The 17,111-nt window shown below is 61.9% G+C and carries 14 protein-coding genes and 1 pseudogene; 1 reads left to right on the top strand and 14 read right to left on the bottom strand.

Annotated features, from left to right (window positions below):
• Together brxL and ACNO7C_RS06275 are read right to left on the bottom strand one after the other, a co-directional pair.
• Complete coding sequence (gene brxL / locus ACNO7C_RS06280) at positions 1-1,410, bottom strand: BREX system Lon protease-like protein BrxL (protein ID WP_460024262.1); 1,410 nt, start codon at positions 1,408-1,410, stop codon at positions 1-3.
• Between the two features lie 12 nt (positions 1,411-1,422).
• Positions 1,423-2,268, bottom strand: a complete 846-nt coding sequence (locus ACNO7C_RS06275) for a hypothetical protein (RefSeq protein ID WP_460024261.1) — start codon at positions 2,266-2,268, stop codon at positions 1,423-1,425.
• 135 nt (positions 2,269-2,403) lie between these two features.
• Here ACNO7C_RS06275 and ACNO7C_RS06270 point away from each other — a divergent pair, with 135 nt between their 5' ends.
• A complete protein-coding gene (locus ACNO7C_RS06270) occupies positions 2,404-2,745 on the top strand; it encodes a hypothetical protein (RefSeq protein ID WP_460024260.1) in 342 nt (113 codons plus the stop codon).
• 68 nt (positions 2,746-2,813) lie between these two features.
• Here the strand turns inward: ACNO7C_RS06270 and ACNO7C_RS06265 are convergent, their stop codons facing one another.
• The 12 genes and pseudogenes from ACNO7C_RS06265 to ACNO7C_RS06210 all read right to left on the bottom strand — a co-directional run bounded on the left by ACNO7C_RS06265 (position 2,814) and on the right by ACNO7C_RS06210 (position 17,103).
• The gene (locus tag ACNO7C_RS06265) at positions 2,814-3,350 is read right to left on the bottom strand and encodes a QueT transporter family protein (RefSeq protein WP_460024259.1); all 537 of its coding nucleotides are present in this window, start codon (positions 3,348-3,350) and stop codon (positions 2,814-2,816) included.
• 38 nt (positions 3,351-3,388) lie between these two features.
• A complete protein-coding gene (locus tag ACNO7C_RS06260; RefSeq protein ID WP_460024258.1) occupies positions 3,389-5,185 on the bottom strand; it encodes a phosphoenolpyruvate carboxykinase (ATP) in 1,797 nt (598 codons plus the stop codon).
• Positions 5,186-5,244: 59 nt separating this feature from the next.
• Positions 5,245-6,018, bottom strand: coding sequence for a 4Fe-4S dicluster domain-containing protein (locus tag ACNO7C_RS06255; protein WP_460024257.1), 774 nt, complete (start codon positions 6,016-6,018; stop codon positions 5,245-5,247).
• 2 nt (positions 6,019-6,020) lie between these two features.
• Positions 6,021-7,421: an FAD-binding oxidoreductase gene (locus tag ACNO7C_RS06250; protein ID WP_460024256.1), complete on the bottom strand. Its 1,401-nt coding sequence runs from the start codon at positions 7,419-7,421 to the stop codon at positions 6,021-6,023.
• Positions 7,385-8,827, bottom strand: a complete 1,443-nt coding sequence (locus tag ACNO7C_RS06245) for an FGGY-family carbohydrate kinase (protein ID WP_460024255.1) — start codon at positions 8,825-8,827, stop codon at positions 7,385-7,387. Before ACNO7C_RS06245 ends, ACNO7C_RS06250 begins: the two co-directional genes overlap by 37 nt.
• Positions 8,827-9,795: a hypothetical protein gene (locus tag ACNO7C_RS06240; RefSeq protein WP_460024254.1), complete on the bottom strand. Its 969-nt coding sequence runs from the start codon at positions 9,793-9,795 to the stop codon at positions 8,827-8,829. The genes ACNO7C_RS06245 and ACNO7C_RS06240 overlap by 1 nt, the downstream gene beginning before the upstream one ends.
• Positions 9,774-11,165, bottom strand: coding sequence for an FAD-dependent oxidoreductase (locus ACNO7C_RS06235; RefSeq protein WP_460024253.1), 1,392 nt, complete (start codon positions 11,163-11,165; stop codon positions 9,774-9,776). Before ACNO7C_RS06235 ends, ACNO7C_RS06240 begins: the two co-directional genes overlap by 22 nt.
• Positions 11,166-11,219: 54 nt before the next feature.
• Positions 11,220-11,993 carry a radical SAM protein gene (locus tag ACNO7C_RS06230; protein WP_318537629.1) on the bottom strand — a complete coding sequence of 258 codons (774 nt, stop codon included), beginning with the start codon at positions 11,991-11,993 and terminating at the stop codon, positions 11,220-11,222.
• A gap of 38 nt (positions 11,994-12,031) precedes the next feature.
• A pseudogene (locus ACNO7C_RS06225) lies at positions 12,032-12,439 on the bottom strand (S8 family serine peptidase); the annotation flags it as partial.
• 176 nt (positions 12,440-12,615) lie between these two features.
• Positions 12,616-13,758 carry a hypothetical protein gene (locus ACNO7C_RS06220; protein WP_460024252.1) on the bottom strand — a complete coding sequence of 381 codons (1,143 nt, stop codon included), beginning with the start codon at positions 13,756-13,758 and terminating at the stop codon, positions 12,616-12,618.
• 1,172 nt (positions 13,759-14,930) lie between these two features.
• Positions 14,931-15,320: a hypothetical protein gene (locus ACNO7C_RS06215; RefSeq protein ID WP_460024251.1), complete on the bottom strand. Its 390-nt coding sequence runs from the start codon at positions 15,318-15,320 to the stop codon at positions 14,931-14,933.
• Positions 15,310-17,103: an ATP-binding protein gene (locus tag ACNO7C_RS06210; RefSeq protein ID WP_460024250.1), complete on the bottom strand. Its 1,794-nt coding sequence runs from the start codon at positions 17,101-17,103 to the stop codon at positions 15,310-15,312. Before ACNO7C_RS06210 ends, ACNO7C_RS06215 begins: the two co-directional genes overlap by 11 nt.
• Positions 17,104-17,111 lie beyond the last annotated feature (8 nt).

Genomic DNA, 17,111 nt, shown 5'->3' with positions numbered 1-17,111 from the left:
TTAACCCCTAATTTTTACGCTTATTTTCTTACTCGGGAACTCCTTCGGGGAGAGGGCTGTCAGTATCTGCGAGACGTTGTTCCTTAAGTCGACGTATACTTGGGCTACGCGCTCGAGCTCTCCCCTGCTGTACTGCCTGTGGGGGAACAGGAGCTTCAGCGCGCCTGAGAGGAGCCTTCTGACGGCTTTCTCGTCGCGTATTGTGAGCCTCCCCTCCATCTCGAAGAGCCCTTCAACCTCCTGCTCCAGGCTCACCTGCCTGTAAATGTGAAGCACCTCCGCTAGGTAGTCCGCTGCGACGCCGTAGCCCTGGGCTAGGTGCTCCTCGCTCTTCATGATCTTGGGTAGCTCCCACCCGTGTATGAAGCCGTGGATCCTGTCGAGGAAGGCTGTGTCCTGCATGAACCTGGGAAGGTAGCCTGCGAGGCTGTAGTGCGAGGCGATCCTCTCGAGGTCAATGTTCCCTATAAAGACGAGCGAGCATGCGGCTGGCTTCTTCGGGTGGTAAGCTCCCCTCTCGAAGTACCCGTCCACCATGTAGTCTTTGAGCTTCGCAACTACCTCGTCTCCGTTCGAGAACTTGATCTTGCTTATCTCGTCGAACACCACCACGTCGTTGATCACAAGGTCTCCGGGTATGTTGCTCCTCACGTCGTAGAAGAGCTTAGCCGGGGTCACTATGCCGCCCGAGTAAATCCTCGAGTAGTACGTGAGCTCGCGGTACGTGTGGGTCTTACCCGTGGCTCTCGGGCCTAGCTCCAGGATGTTCACGTTCGACTCGGCCAGCGGGATGAGCCTGGCTAGCAGGAGGAGCTTCTGCTGGAACGTGTACGCTTTAGGGTTAAGCCCAGCGCTTCTAACGATCAGGTCAACCCACTCGTCTAGGCTCAGCGCCTCCCTGGCCTCGCTGGGGAGCTTAAGGTCAATCTCGTAAGCCTGGAAGGGCTCGAAGTCCTCCATAATAACCGGGGTGACGCCCGGGTACCGGGTTTGGAGGGAAGGCTCGTAAGCGAGCACCCCCACGCCCCAAAGGCCTGAGTAGAGCCTCTCGTTGGCACGGATGATCTCCTCGCGCACCAAGGCGTCGTTGATGCTCAGGGACGGGACTTGGAGCAGGAAGACGTTCTTCTTGAGGTTAACGAGAACACGGTACTCGTCCAGCAGCTTGAGCCGGCCCTCCCCCTTCAGCTTACCCAGGAACCTTTCCCGCGACCTGGGGTCGGGGTAAAGCTCGCTCACCGTGCTGGCAACCTCTTTGAGGCACTCGGGTGAGGGCTCAGGGCAGTGGCGAGCCACGAGGTATTCCCTGATGAAGGCCGGGATTCGCGGGATGATCCCTAGCCTGGCGACTCGCTTGTCGACAGCGTACTCGCCGAAGAGCTTCTTTACTTTCACGTCCAGCTCGTCCATGGGCTCTCACCTCTAGAGAAGCCTCTCGATGCGGTTCCTCCTGCGGCCCCTGGAGGCCTCCTCTTCTTTGGGCTTGGCTTCGCTCCCCTCGATTCCAGCGGGTTGACCGGTAGCGGAGTGCTCGAGTCTGAGGCTGGCCCTGTGCTCCCACGAGAAGAACTTGATGAAGCGGTAGAAGTCGGCTAGAGCGGAGCCGGCCAAGCTCGGGTTGAACGTGCTTTTTACCTCGAACCCTTCGCCGACGGAGGTTATGCTTAAGCTGCTCGAAGCGACAGTGGGAGGCTGCTCGTCAAGCGCCTTGACAGCCCGTGCGGGGAAGTCGGAGGCTGAGGGAATACCCTTTAGGACGACCTTCCCGTGCTGCGTTCCTACAATTAAGTCCACGTACCTCCTCCCTAGAATCCTCGAGAGGAGAGGGTAGTGGGTTTTAACGCTCGTGACGGTGTGCGCTAGTACCCTTCTCGTGTCGAGGCGCGGGAGCAACGAATCGGGCCTTACACCCCGAACCTCAACCCCCACCTCTGACACCCGGTACTCCGTGAACGCTCTCTCAACCTCGATGGTCACCAGGGTGACTGGCGCTACTAGGAGCAGTGAGAGCCTCAGGGATTCTTCAAGCGTTGCTAGGCCGGTGATGTAGAGGGCTAGCGCGTACGCGTACGTTACTAGGGTGAAGAACCTCTCGCTCCACCCGAGCTGGAGGCCGAGGAGGCTGTAAGCGCCGTAGGCTAGCAGAGGGTTGAGCCAGTCGTGCGCCTCTAGAGGCCTAAGCTGGATCAGAAGGAGTAGCAGAGGCGGGAAAGAGTACCTTGAAAGCATTGACAGCCTCGAAGGCCTGATCGTGTCGGAAAACGCCATGAGCGTTCAGCCAATAAACTGGCCTGTTGCACTTTTATTCTTTCCCTTCCCTCAGTCAACGTCATCACGGCGCAGCAGCCTGTAATCACAGCCCATGTGACAAGATTTTTATCCCGGCGCCTTCTCTTCGGAGTGATGGTGGAGGTCGACGGAGAGGTTTGGGGCAGCGTTGCTAAGTGGCTGGAGCTCACCGGCCTCGTGAAGCAGCTGCTGCGGCTGAAGCAGCCTAAGCCCGTGAGCCGGGCTTTCGGCACGAGGAACATGGCTCACATCGCAAGAACACTTGGTAGGCTCCGCTCCCTGGGACTCGTGGAGGAGGCTACTCTCGGCAACGTGCGCTACGTTTACCTCACCGAGAGAGCTTGCAAACTTCTAGCGCTGCTGGGCTGCAAGCCTGAGGGGCTTGCGTGCGGTGACGCCGCGCTGAAGCTGCTCAAGAGCGCGGGGACGCGTGAGGAGCTCAGTAGCGTACGCTGAGCGGAGATAGGCGTGTCAGGGCACAAAAAGACGAGGGCTGAAAAGTCGCCCTAAACTCTCAGCTAGCGCTATGAAGCTTGGTCTGCTCTAAATGGGCTTCCCCTGATTGATCTCTCGACGGCTAAGGAAAGCGGGAAACCTAGGACTACTATCGAGATCAACGACCCCGGTAGTACACCCGCTATGGACAAGAGGAGCGGGATATCGGTTCCGAAAGCCCACAGAAGCAGGTACTTGAGGTAGGATCCGACACCCACCGACACCATCAGAGATTGAGTGATCAACGCCGCTAACCTTCTTCTCCTACCGCCTTTACCGGAGATCCTGTAGCCCGCGTACCCGGCTGCGAGGTTCACGAGGCTTCCCAAGACGGCGTCGAAGGCGCTTAGGGCGGGGTTTCCCCAAGGCGCGGCGAGGATGTTGCCTATAAAGCACCCCACAGCAACGCCCAGCACCGCTGGGTATCCCAGCACGGTGGACAAGGCGATAAGGGCGTCCGCAACCCTTACCTGCCACAAAAGGAACGAGGCGAAGGGTAGCACGTAGACTAGAACCGCGTAAAGCGCCGCCACTATCCCGGCTAAGGCCATGTCTCTCGAGCGCACAGGTTCCCATGGGAGCCCTAGGCTTAAAAACTTCGTGGTCAGAAATCCATAGCCGTCAGAATCTCCTCCGGGAGCCTCATGCCGAGTTGCTGCAGGACAAGCTTGCTGTACTCCACCTGGGCTTTGAGCAGCTCCCTGAACTCGTCCATCGAGAGGTAGGAAGTGGGGTCCAGCTCTTTGAGCCTGTCGGCTGGTATGCCCGGGACCTCAGCTGGGACGAGGACCCGCTCACCCCATACGGGGTGGGGCTTCCACTTAACTGCTCCGCGGCTCGCCTGCAGGAGGAAGAGCTCCGTCTCCTCTATCGTGGGGCGCGTGCCCCCGACGGGCTTAGGGATGCCATCCCGCACCTCGAGCACCGGTTCTGGCACCCTCACTGTTCTGTCTCCGACCCTGACCTCCCCCCACCTGTACTGCGCCACTATCCTCCCGGTTGTGTTCCACATGTAGACGTCCACCCTGTGACCGCTCTCCTGCCACTTCTTGAGGAAGCCGTAAAACCTTAGAACGTGGGCGTCGTCGCCCACCCCGATTGTGAACTCCGAGTACCGGGGGACGAACCTCACCTTGCCTACGAGCTCTCGCGCCTGCGCCGGGTGCCCGACGGTCCTGCCGTCGGCGAGCGCCTTGGCTATGAACTCCGGGGTGTTCAGCTTGACCCAGGCGTAGTCTGTGAAGTAGCCTGGGGACAGGAAAACGGCTGTGTTCATGGGCCCGTCGGAGTCGACCTGGCCGTCGAAGTAGCCTGTATCCTCGAGGTACACCACGGACCTCGCGTTCCTGTTCGGCATTCCGAAGTACTGGAAGAGCTTCCCCTCGAAGCTGGGGTTTCCGTCGCTGGAGAACTCCGTGTTCTCGTGCAGGGCCCGTGGGCTCATGCAGGCGTTCCACATCGCCTCCTGCTCGGGTGTCAGGTCCTCGGTCTTCACCCAGGCGCCGCGCTCCGAGCCGTAGACCCTGTCCTCGCATATCGCGACTATGTCGTCGTTGCGTATCTTCTGGTCTCTCACGTAGTCCAATGGGTTCACGCCGAACTTCTCCACGTACACGCGGGCGTTCCTGGGGGTCCACGTGTAGAAGCCGTGCGTGGACTTGCCTGAGCCCGTCAGGCCCCAGATGACGAGCGTGATCCTCCTCCAAGAGCCGTCGACCGTGTTCACCGTGAACTCCCTGAGGGCCGCGTGCTCGCCGGTGCAACCCTTCTTGTATACGTGATAGATCCAGTGGCGCAGGGCTCCCTTCTTTATCTCCCCCTGGTAGCTAGACAGGGTGATTATCGTAAGGTTGTGGTGGGGGAAGACGAGGATGGCCATCAGCCTGTTGGTGCCGGGTATGAGGGGGTTGCCGAGGTAGTGCGGCACGACGATGAGCTCTGCCTCGGGCTTCTCGTCAGGCGGGGCTGGGAACACGAGCTGCTTCCACCTGTAGGCGAGGTCGGGGAACTGGGGGTCGACGTACACCGTCGTGTGCATCTGCACCTTGCTGCCGGGCCTCCCGTAGTAGCCGTCCACCTTGATGAGCGGGCCCTGAGCTAGGACGTGCTCGAGCACTCTCTGCATGAGTAGCTTGTGCTCCTGCCTAAGCTCCGCGTCGCTGTTCACCACTACCGTGTTCGCCGCGGACCTGCTCCAGATGTTGCTGGCCCAGCCCAGAGCACCGTTTCTGAACTTCGTCGCGTAGAGCTTGGCTCTCTCGAGGAGGTCGGGCGGGTTGTCCAGAACCGCTTCCAGCCCAGAGCTCTCCTTGAACGCTAGTATGCGCCTGAAGGACTCCCTGAATGTTGAGGGGTTCAGGTCTTCCAAAGGAGGGATCAGCTTAGAACGAGTTTCTACCACGTGTTCTAAGCGCCAAAAGTGTATTAAAAACTTTTTAGTTTAAGAGTTTAAGTATGCGCTTAGAGCAGCAACTCGAATATCGTTTTAGCCTTTTGGGGGGACGCCCTAGGGCATAGGTATAGGGTCTCGCTGTCCACTGAAACCTTCACGCACGTTTCCGCGTCCAGCAACGTGGCGTTAACCCCTAGCCTTTCAAGGGATTTCAGTAGTCCCTCTCTCCTGCTTCGAAGAAGGCAGGGGAGGTGGACCTTACCTGTGAAGCTTACCTGACCGAAGAGCTCAGGCCTCTCAAGTACAAAAGGTATTCCTAGAGCGTGCGCGACTTCAGGTGACAGAGCGAGCGGTTCATGCGGGCGGAGCTTCTTTAATGTTTCCGACAACGACTTGGGCTCGAGCGGTTTCCCTAGATCGTAGCGTTCCTCGACGCCGCTTACCACCGCGAGCCCCAGCCCGTACCTTTCAGCCAGCTTAGCGCCAAGCTCGCTCTCCAGCCTCCCTGAGGCGACCAGCAGAGGTTTTCCCTCCTTGAGGATTTGGGCACTTAGCTTTACCGGGGTGTCGCAGTAGGTTTCTAGGAGGGGGAAGTGCAGGGGACACTCGTCTACGCACCTCCAGCACTTCACGCACCTCTCCACGCCGAGCTTCCTGTCGCGGGCGTATCCGAGGGGGCTCAGGGCAAGGCTACCCGAGTAAGTGAACGTCGGGCATGCGGTGAGGCATATTCCGGGGCAGTATAGGCAGGGGTTTTTGACCTTTCTTAACGGGAGGGTGGCGAACCGTGCAACAAGGGTGGGGGTAAGCTTGATGGCTCGCAACGTTGTGAGGCTCACCAAGGCTAATCACCCATCCACTTCCCTGGGTTCGCGAGGCCTTGGGGGTCTAGGCACCGCTTTACTTTTTTGAGGTACTGTAAGCCTGCCCCCAGCTCCTCAGCGACCCACTTGGCCCTCAGGAGGCCGACGCCGTGGTGGTGGCTTATCGTCGCACCGGTCTCGAGGAGGGTTCTCACGGCTTCCTCCCACATACGCCAGTACGTCTGCTCGTCCGCCTCGTAGGTCAGCGTGAAGTATATGCAAGCGCCTGTCGTGTAGAAGTGCGACGCGTGCGCCAGCACGGCGTAGACGCCCTTAACCCTCTTCACCCTCTCCTTGAACGCTCGGTAGACCTTGGGCAGCGCGCTCCACGTGGCAGCGGTCTCGATCGTGTCGAACCATAGGTTGAGGGGCACGACGAGCTTCTTCAGCTCGGATATCACGTCGAAGCGCGTTTCCAGCCACTTGTCCACGGGGGCTGCCCCGACCTCCTTGCCCCCGTGCTTCGCGACGATTCTCCGCGCCTCAGAAACCTTAGCATTGAGTATCTCCTCGGAGTTCTCCTCGAATATCAGGATCAGCGTGTCCCGGGCGTCGTGGAACCTGGCTGCGGAGTCGTCCTTGTCGTAGAGCCTCGCGACCGCCGGGACGGCACCAGTGAGCATCATCTCTCGAACCGCGCGAAGACCGGACTCGAAGTCTGGGAAAGCGTACGCGTTCTTCCACTGGTGCTCTGGCAGGGGGAAGACCTTCAGCACGGCCTTCGTTATGATTCCAAGCTGTCCCTCGCTCCCGATGAAAAGTCGTTTAAGCTCCGGGCCCGTCGCCGCCCTCGGGACGATGCTTCTCCTCAAGGGGATGATGCCTCCGTCGGGGGCCACAACCTCGAGGTCCATCACGAGCTCCTCTATCCCCCCGTACTTCGTGCTGAACTGGCCGGTGCTCATTGTAGCTATGAGCCCGCCTACAGCCGCCTCAGGGAAGGATTGCGGAATGTGCCTAAGCGTGAAGCCCTTGCTGTTCAAGAACTCCTCCAGCTTTTTGAGCATCACGCCCGACTCGACTACTACGAGCGCATCCTCCTCTGAGAAGCGGAGGATCCTGTTCATCCTCTTGACGTCGATGACCACACACCCCTCGCACATCGTACCCCCTATGACGCCTGAGCCCCCGGCGTACGGGACGAACGGCACCCTGTACTCGTTGCAGAGCTTCACAAGCTTCGAAACCTCCTCCGCGGACTCGGGCCACACAACCAGAAGCGGCCTTGGGAGGGCCTCGCCTCTCGTCTCTCGTAGCAGGGCAAGAGGCCAGTAGTCCCTAGAGTAAAGCTTGAGGGTGGTCTCGTCCCTAGAGACTCTGCCTGGGAACTCCCTCTCAACCGCCTCTACGAACTTCTCCTTAGAAAGATGTTCTCCTCCCATTCCGGAAGCGCCTCCACAATATCTTTAAAATTCGACATATATTCCTTCCGAGCGTCCTCGTCGAGCTTGGGGGCGAACACAGCGGAAGCTGGCATGGGGTGCCCGAAAGCTTCCTCGCCCGAAGACCCATCGGCGAGCATGAGGAGCTTCAGCACTCCTCGGGAGCTGGCTTCGACATCGGCTGGCCTCGCGACGGTTAGGCCTGTAGCGTCCGCGAGGAACTGGAGGAAGACGTCCGACTTCGAAAAGCCTCCAGCCGCCCACAAGGGCTCTTCGGGGCGTCCCGCTACCTGCTCCATCATGCGGAGAATGTACCCCATGTATAGCGCAACCCCCCAAGCTAGCCCGGCTACCACGTCGCTCCTCCTTGTCCCCAGCGTGAGGCCCAACATCATGCCCGCAGCGTTCTGGGCTTTAGGGACCCTCAAGCCCCCGAAGGATGGGAGGATCAGCGCGCGGCGCGAGCCCTCGCCTGCCAGCTTCTCCATCTCCTCGTAGCTGCTGTAGAAGCCGATGTCTCGAAGCCAGTCCACCACTGAGCCGGAGGTCCTGAGGAAGCCTTCTACACCGTACCTCAGAGTCTTGCCTACTTTCACTTGCACGACTGGTATGAGGCCCGCCGGAGGCATGACAAAATTCCCCGTGCAGAGCTCCATGAAGCTGCCTGTCCCGTGGACGCTCTCCACCCTCCCCCTCTCGACCGCGCCGAGGCCCAGGGCGGCGGACTGCTGGTCCGCTATGAATGCTTTTAGCTCCAAGCCCTCGATGCTACCGAAGTCCCCCACGTTGTCGACGAGCTCGGGGCGGATGCGTGGAAGCCTCAGGATGTCGTAAACCAGGCCTATTTCATCGAAGTTCTTCGGGTGGACGAGGCCGGTGAGGGTTATGTTCGACGGATCCGCGATGAACTTTCCCGAGGAGGTGTAAAGCAGGTACGAGTCGAGGGTCCACACGAACGCGTCTCCGCTCTTCACCCTCTCGTACAAGCCTGGTATGTTCTCGTAGACCCACTTCATGAGCACCGCTGGTGAGTCTGGGCTGAGTATGTAGGCGAGGGGTCTGCTCAGCCGTGAAAGCATCTTAGCTGTGATGGGCAGTTTTTCCACCACGCTCCTCCCCCTGCCGTCAATCCACGTGATGACGTTTGTCAGCGGTCTACCGCTCCTGTCCCACGCGACAACGGAAGCCCTGTACACGGAGACCCCGAGGCTCTTGGCGCCCAGCTCTCGCGCCTTCCTCGCTAAGCCTTTAACGGTCCTGACGAGCTCTTGGGAGCTCTGCTCGACCAGACCGCCCTGGAGCCTCTCGAACCCCAAGACAACTTTTTCATAGTGAACGCGGTTACCCTGAGAGTCGTACACCGAGAGCTTCACGCCCGTCGTTCCGACGTCTATCACACCGTACACTACACCACCCTGATGACCACTTTCCTCTCGGGCGGCAACTCCACGACAGGATATGGCTCTTCCGCTGAGAACACTCTGCCAGCCACCTCAAGCTTGACGCCGGAGGGTACGCCGACCATCACGTACGGGTGCTTCACGGAGAACACGCTCGGGACCGCGGGGACCTCTCCGTGGACTCTCCCTAGTTCACCCCCCTCGGTGAGCGTGAGCGCGAGGAGCCTCGCGCTCTCAGCAACCTTCGCGGGATCTTCGATCACCATCCCAGCGTTGCCTACGGCGAGCTCTGCGTTAAGCAACCTTAGAGGGGCAAGCTTGGCTAGCACCAGCGTATCTGCTTCAACGTAGCCAGCAGATGTTCTCAGCCTCTCGACGCGCTGCCTTCCCTCGACGTACAGGACCCTTCCTTTTACCAACTCAGCGCCGTAGTCCCCGGCTTCCTCCGGCTTGTGAACGTAGCTCTCCTCGTCGTAGACGACGACCAGCTTCTCGCAGACCTTGTGGATCTTGGCTATGAGCGAGAGCGAGTAGTGGTTGAAGCCGTACACGACAACTCTCTCGCCGATAGAGTACCCCATGTTCACGAGGTCCCATGCGGCTGTTAGGGGGAAAACACCTGCGGGCCGAAAGCCGTATACCCCCAGCTCCACAGGGGTTTTCTCTCTGAAGCCTGTAGCCAGCACGGGTAGGCCTTCGTGGAACTCTGCGCCGTTGACGCCCACGCTCCACACACCGTTGCCCTCAGACTCGAAGACCGTTTCCCCTAGTAGTGCCCGCACGCGACCTGCTAGCCCCTCGACGAGCTCCCTGCCGCTGTGTTCACCCACCTTCAACTCGTCGCTCGCGAAGAAGCCCCCTAGCTGCTTCCTGGCCTCGAAGACCACGGCGTCGCCGTAAGTCGCCGCGAAGGCCATGCCAGCGAGGCCGCCTCCAACTACGAGGGCCCTCCTCATCTCTTTCTTACCAGCCAAGACCCCTCACCCCTTAAGGTCACCTCCTCCGGGTCAACGCCCAGCTCGTCCGCTATTATCCTTAGAACCTCGGCCATGCACTTTGAGCCCTGGCACAGCCCCATCCCGGCCCCGGTCCTGAACATCACTCCTTGAAGCGTCCTTGAGCCTCTCCTGACGGCCTCCCTGACCTCCTCCTCGGTCACGAGGTTGCAGGGGCAGACAACCCTCCCCTTACCTGCCTTGGGGTTGTCCCTGAGCCTCCTGAAGGGGGCTCTCTCGACGACGTGCTCCTTTTTCTCGAGCCTGAGGCCCGCCTCCCTGAGCATTTCGAGGATCTTCTCGGCTATCACAGGAGACGCCGTGAAGGCTGGAGACTCCGTACCGACAGCGTGCACAATCCTCTTCGTCCTAGAGGAGTAGGTAATCCTGAAGTCGTTCTCGGGAGGGATCGGCCTTATGCCAGCGTAAGCTTTGATCGGAGTACCCGGAGGTGCTTCGAGAAGCGGAGAGAACTTCTTCAGCAGAGCCTCCACATCCTCCTCGTCAACCGAGACGTCGCTCTTGTCTCTAGCAGGCCTTAGGTTCGGCCCCCAGAGCCCCTTCCCGTCGACTGTGAACATTATAGCACCCCCCTTCGTCTTCGGGTCGGGTTTTAGGTAAAGGGGGGAGACGAAGCGGCTCGTAACCTTCCTGTCGAAAACCAGCATCGCGCCCTTCCCGAGCTCGAGCTCCACGCTGTCGCCCAGCTTGTTGTACAGCTCGTCTGCCCATAGACCGGCAGCGTTCACGAGGAACTTCGCTTTGAAGGCGTTGCCCTTATCCGTGCGCAGCTCCAGCCCGTCCACCCTGTCTTCAACGCTGACAACCCGCTCCCCGAACCTGAACTCGACGCCGTTGGCCTTCGCGAACTCGTACAGCCCATAAAGCAAGTCAAAGTTGTCCACGCAGCCGTACCCGTACACCTCGATAGCGCCGAGAGCCTTCCTCGTAAGGTTAGGTTCCGCCTGCCTAAGGTACCGCCTTCCTCTCAGCTTGACTGGGAAATCTCTCCCGAGGTTGAGCCTCAGGTACAGGGCGACGAACGGCATCGCCAGGAAGTGGTGCAACTTGGTAGCCACCACGAGGGTGCTGGTTTTCACGTACCTGACTCCCAGCCTCTCTGCTATCAGGAACATTTTCCTGTTTCCCTCGCGGGCCATCCTGCTCTTCACAGACTTGAAGGGGAGCTGGACCACGTGAACGATCGCCGCGTGCGCCTTCGAAACCCCCCACCCCGGCTCAGGGTTTGCCTCTAAAACCAGCGTCCTTAGCTTGAAGTGGGCGAGGTTGTAGGCGACCATGAGGCCGACGACGCCACTACCCACGACGGCTACGTCGTACTCCTCCATCACTTATAAGGGTTGCCAGAAATCATTATATAAACTTTCCTCATGTTCACCTTTTTATATAAGCTCCTCGGGGATCGCGTCCGGATGGTAAGCAACCCTGGGTGTGAGGCCGGCCTTCTTAAGCCTCTCGACGACATGGGGGTACAGAAACACGTACTCCTCCTCTAACTCGCGCGCGTAGCTCTGGTGTATCTCCCCCAACTCCTCCACGAGGCGCTTAACGGACTCCTGTGAGGAGAAGGAGAGCATGACCGCTGGGTGCGCGGGCACGCCGTAGTCCGCCAGGTGCCTTAGCGCGCTGAGCTGCAGGTCGAAGAACTCCGGCCTCGCCCCCGTGAGCTTGTGGAACTCCTCGCGAGAGGCGCCCTTGAGCGACACGCGCACGTGAACCCTGGTGAACCTGGATAGGTCCCTCGCCTTTCCCTTGTCGGCGCCCAGCTCGATGCCATTCGTCTCGAGTATAAACGTGAAGAGGCCGTCCTCCTCCACGAGCTCGAGCACACGCAAAAGGTGTTGCCACGCTAGGGTGGGCTCGTTCCCCGAGATCCTGATCTGGCTGTACCGCCTTCTCAGGGCGATCGAGCGGAGCCTTCCGTACACCTCCTCTGGAGTATAGAACCTCCACACGCTCAGCCACGGCCTGTCCCTCGGCTCCCCGCTCCAGCAGAAAACGCACCTCAAGTTGCAGCCGACGCAGTCCGCGGTGGCGATTCCCCCGTACCACTTTCCGCCCCTGAACCTGTAGTACTTCCTCTCTTCACCGCGGGAGACCATGCGCCTGACCCCTTCCCCGAGAAGCAGGGGGTTGTACCCGGAGTCAAAATCCACAAGCGAGAATTTCAGAGTAGAGAAATATGTGCTTTTTTTTAGGGCAGGCTTAAGGCCTTGTTCACAGCCGCAATCGCGTCTACGAGACCGTAACCCGTGAAAACGTCGAAGCCCTTGGCGTTTATGTCAACCGCCGTGCTCGTCAGAACGTCGTAGACCTGGCTAGGCGTCAGCAAGGACTTCCCGCTGGTCAGCCGCAGAGCCTGGATCAGCGCCACAACGCCCGTGACGTGGGGGGTGGCCATCGAGGTGCCGCTGAGGGTAGCGTAGCCGTTCCTGAGGTAGGTTGACAGGATGTTCACGCCAGGCGCGGCTACGTCGACCTCCGGCCCGTCGCTGCTCCAGCTGGCGACATTGTAGGAGCTGTCTACCGCAGCGACTGCGATGACCTCCGGGTACCTAGCGGGGTATGAAACGTTGTCGGTGGAGGGGTCTCCGTCGCCGCTCCTCCTTTTCTGCCCCCTGCTGGCCCCCCTTAACTCTTCGTCATCTTTCTTCAGCCTCGGGGTTGCCCCACGGGGGCGAGGCATCGCCCTCTTCGGGCCTGCCCCTAGCGGGGCTTCCGGGGAGGAGCGTCCGGCGGCCGCCGCGCACCGCAGCGGCCAACCGCGGGCCGGGGCCTCTAGCTGCTCTGTGGTCGCTGGAGGCCGTAGCGCTTCGCCAGCTTCCCTGCCAGCTCCTCGACCTCGGCTTCGTCGAGGAACAGCTTTAATGCGTGAAGCGCCGGCACGGTGTCGCGCTCGAACTCCCTGCCGCAACACGTGCAACGCATCACCCTCGTCTCACTCCTCTTTCTGACCTCCTCGAGCTTGGCCCCGCAGAGGGGGCAGCGCTTCGAGGGCAGAGTCCTCTCGATCGCCAGGACGCCGTGGAACCCGAGGAGGTTCTCCAGCCTCCTCGCGAAGCTCCTCAGTGTTCGCTGCAGGCCATTGTTCCTCAGAGAGTCGTCGAACGGTACATCCACGAAGACTATAGCCCTCTTCCCCCGGAGCTCCTTGGCCGCCTCCGCGACAGCCTTCAGCAGCGCGGCCCTGCGTCGCCTGTAGGCTTTTTTCAGCGCGCACCTCGCGGTGGCCCAGGCGCCCGGCTTCCTGGACTTAGCCGCGGCTCGCTGCAGCTCCTTGATCCTCCTCCAGTTCACCTCAGGCACCTTGAAGCGCCGGATCCTGAAGCCGCCGCTCCGCAGGTCGTACGCGAGGAGGTAGAAGCCATGCGAGCTGTTGATGTCGACCACCGCGATCACTTCCAGGTTCTCAAGTAGTTCCTCCACGCCTAAGCTGTGGAAGCAGTGGAGTATGATGTTTATCTCTCCATCCCCCTTGATAGCGACGTACCTAGTCAGCCTCCCTCCAGACTCCCTGCACACATCCTCCTGACTCTGAAGCCACCCCAAGCCGCGCTCGGGCAGAGGGATCCTGTATGCCTTCCCGTAGACCCTGACGACCAGCTCGCCTTCCTGAAGGTCTGCTCCCTGCCGTCTCAGCGTCCAAGAGAACAGCGGGAACCGCAGGTAGCTCCTCCTCTTCGGCGTGCTCGGCGCCACCACCTTGTCGAAGGCGTCCCTGTAGCTCCAGGGAACCTGCTTCCACATGCTTTCGAGCTCCTCGCTGTCGAGGCCGAGCAGCCTCTGCCAGTAGCGCATCGATGCTCTCGGCTGGTACACCCGCTCGATGAACTCCCTGAGCTCCTCAGGCAGCTCCGCCTCGAATTTCAGCACCCTGTACCCTTCGACCGCTAATTTGCTGTTACTATGGGGGCTACCCATACGCTCCCCCCATCCGCCCCCACCCCCGGAGAGGTGAGGTGCGGGGGAGGAGCGCACGGGCAGCCCCGTAGCGGCTCGAGGACAGCATGCTGTGCCGTCGCAGAGCACGCGGCACGCAGGCACGTATACACTCTCACACAGCCTGTGACCCGGCCCAACCCCTCCCCAGACACCCCGAGGCACCAGGGGGCCAGCAGGCGGCCAGTGGTGGGGGGCTCGGCGCTGAGAGCGTCCCCCCGCGCCACACCCCAGAGCCCCGCGCACCCCCAACGCGGAGCCAGGGCGTGGCGCCGCCTCCGTTGCGGTTGCGGCCCGTCCACCCCCGAGGGCGGGGGGCCGGCTGCCAGGGGGCGGCGGGGTAGGGCAGCCCGAGAGCAGAGCCCCCCGCCCTAGCCCGCGCCCAGGCCCCTACGAGCGGAGCGGGGCGCGGGCCTCGGGCAGCCGGCTTGCGGGCGGGCACTACCGGCCCAGGGCCGGGCCCCTACGAGCGGAGCGCGGCCCCGCGTGCCGGCACCTTCACGCCTCCGCTGCCGCGCTGGGAGCCCGCGCGTGGATCCCTGGGGGCGCGGCGCCTCACGGACGTAGCCCGCCGCCCCCCTCGCGGGGGGTCCGGCTCCCCCTACAACCCCAGTCCCGCCGCGTCCCGGAGGAGCGCGAGAGGGTGGGGTTGTAGGGGGTAAAAAAGGGTGTTTTTAAGGGGCTCGCTCTCGGGCTGTCCAGGCCCCGGCCGCCTCTCCCCCCTAAGCGCTAGTGCACTGGAGGCAGTGGAGAGGTGCCCGGGGCCAGTTGCCTTTACGCGCAGGCTAGCCGCTCTGCCCCCACCCGTGGCCGCTCCCCCCACCCTAGGCTACGAGCCGCACTGGAGGGGTCACTGCCCGCCTGCAGGCGGGTCCCGCGCAGCCCTCCCCAGAGTCGTGCGGCCGGGCCCCCGCGAGGGGGTGGCGGGCTACGCCTGTGAGGCGCCGCAGCCCCTGGGGCTTTACGGGGCCGCGCGGGTTCCTCTGCCCGGCGTCGCCGCCGGGCTGGGCCGCGGGTGGCTTGGGCGCGGCTTGCCTGCTGGCTTGAGCCTGCCTCCTCCCGCCCACTCTCTTTTCCCCGAGAGTGCAGGCGCCCCTGTGCGGCGCCAGTTTTCTCGGGGAAGCACGGTGTTGGCCGCGGCGCACCTGGCCGGCTCACTCGTTCACCGGCCTGCTCCGGGCTTTTCCGCGGTCTAGAATAATTCTAGGAGAAGTTATATTTATAGTTTTCTTTTTTCTCCTCCGCTTCGAGGTCGCAGGTCTTGGGGTGCTTTCCTCCAGCCTCCTGGACTCCGCGTGCGCCGCTCTAGGGGAGCTTTCGGAAATCCCTGCGATGATCTGGCGGTTCCAGGGCGATGCCGGGACCTCGAGGCCGTTTTCGAGCCCGATGCCTAGGTGCTTCACATTATCGAGGTGCAGGTCGAGGGGCGGCTGTAGCGCCGCGGATGCCGTTGCGGCCGGATTCTCCGCGTCCCCGCTGGGCGGCTCGGCGTTCACCGGCCCTCCAGCCACGACTGCACTCGCAGGCGACGCGCTACTCTCCACCCTCAAGCTCCCCGATCCTGGCGAGGAACTCCCTGTAGGCGCTCCTGAGGGGCTCCTCCAATGCCTCGGGCCTCGTCCTCGTCTCATACAATGTGAGGATGTCCTCGGCCCTCACCCTGTGCCTTATTGCCACAGCCCTCGCCGCCCCCTCCAGCCTAGCCTGCACCGCAGCTACTCCCTTGGGCGTGAGCATGGGAGCCTCGTGTATTATACCCCTCCTCCACCCGCCGCTGTGCCAGATGAGAACCTCCCTCGGTTGCAGCGATGTGACGACGCTTGCCATGCTACCGAGCATGCGCTGCAAGATGGGCAGGTCTGCGGGGTTGTGTTGGAAGATGATGAGCATCCCGCACTGAGACACCGCCGCGGAGTTGACGGCGGTGAGGGTCTGGTCGGCCATGACGACGCGGATGTTCAGGGCCCTGCCCTCCCTCAGCAGGTTCTCCAGGGGCCTCGAGTAGCCTTTTAGGGGCGCTAGGCGGTGGACCTCGTCTAATATGACGGTGAGCCTTCGCTGCGCCCCGGTCTTGAGGAGCCGGTGGAGTATGCTGTTCGCCACCGCGACCTTCGCGTAGTCGCTCAATCCGCTCAGGTCCAGCACGGTGCGGCCGAGCCTCAGCTTCGTGCTGAAGCCCCCGCCACTCAGCAGCGAGACGCGGCGCAGCGCGGCGTCGATCGCCGCCGCTACGTCGGGCCTAGACTCCCTGGCCCTCCAGGCCCTCAGCTCGGCCACAAGCGCCTCGGCCGTGGCCTCCACGCCCCGCTCAGCCACACGCTGCACGGCCTGCACCACCACGTTGTAGACGATCGGGGTGAAGCGGCCGTCCTCGCCCCACACCAGCTCAGCGCTGTTGTCCAGTATCTCGGCGGCCTCCTCCGCCGAAAGCTCCGCGATGGGGTCGACGGGCTTAGCCACGTGGAACCCGTACAAGCCGGTGTACTCGCCCCAGAAGTCGATGATCAAAACATCTTCGGGGAGGTCCCGGGCTATCAGGGCTAGCAGCGAGCTCTTCCCGGCCCCCGTGATGCCGAACACGCCGACGTGCGTGTTGAACGGCAGGAATAGGGCGCCGCCGCCCTCGTACTCACCTATCACGATCCCTTCTTTCGGCGCTGGAGGCCTCGTCAGCGAGAGGAGCCTGTTCACCGCCTCCCTGACGGCTCTGGGCTCAGCTTGGTGCCTCGCCGGCAGGGATATGATGTACACCCTCCCACCCCGGCCGGTGACGGGGTAGAAGCTCGCCTTCTCCCTCCCCCTCCAGTCCCTCTCCATCACGATTGTCCCGAAGCCGTCAGCGTACTCCACCGGCATGGGCTTGCCAGCGGTGATTACCTGCACCTTGGTGTCGATTATCTTGAACCCTAGAGCCTCCAGAGCCCTAGCAGCCGCCCTAGCCCTCTCCACCGGGGGCCTGAGCAGCGAGTAGTAGACGCAGGCAACGAAGGCGCCCTTGTGCGCCACGCTCACCGCAAGCTTGTCGGCGACGGGCAGCGAGGCCAGGGGTATGGGCGTGGTCGCGTGGCCGACAGCCATAGCGAAAGCGAATACGCCGGCGGTGCCGGTGATGACGCCGTCCTCGCCCCTCTCAGGCGTGACGAGGTTCCTGCTCCACAGCGCCAGCCCCACGCTCAGGGCCAGGGCGCCTGCCATGATAAGGGCGCCCCAGACGGCCCTTAAAGCCCACATCAGCGGGTTCGTCGCCGTGCTGAGGAGGCTGTTTACGTAGAGCCAGGCCACTGCTGGAGGCAGCACCAGCAGAATAACCCTGATTGGCCTCCGCATAACCCCAG

It is taken from the genome of Infirmifilum tikiterense (assembly GCF_054696565.1).
This window is presented reverse-complemented; position numbering and strand designations above follow the sequence as displayed.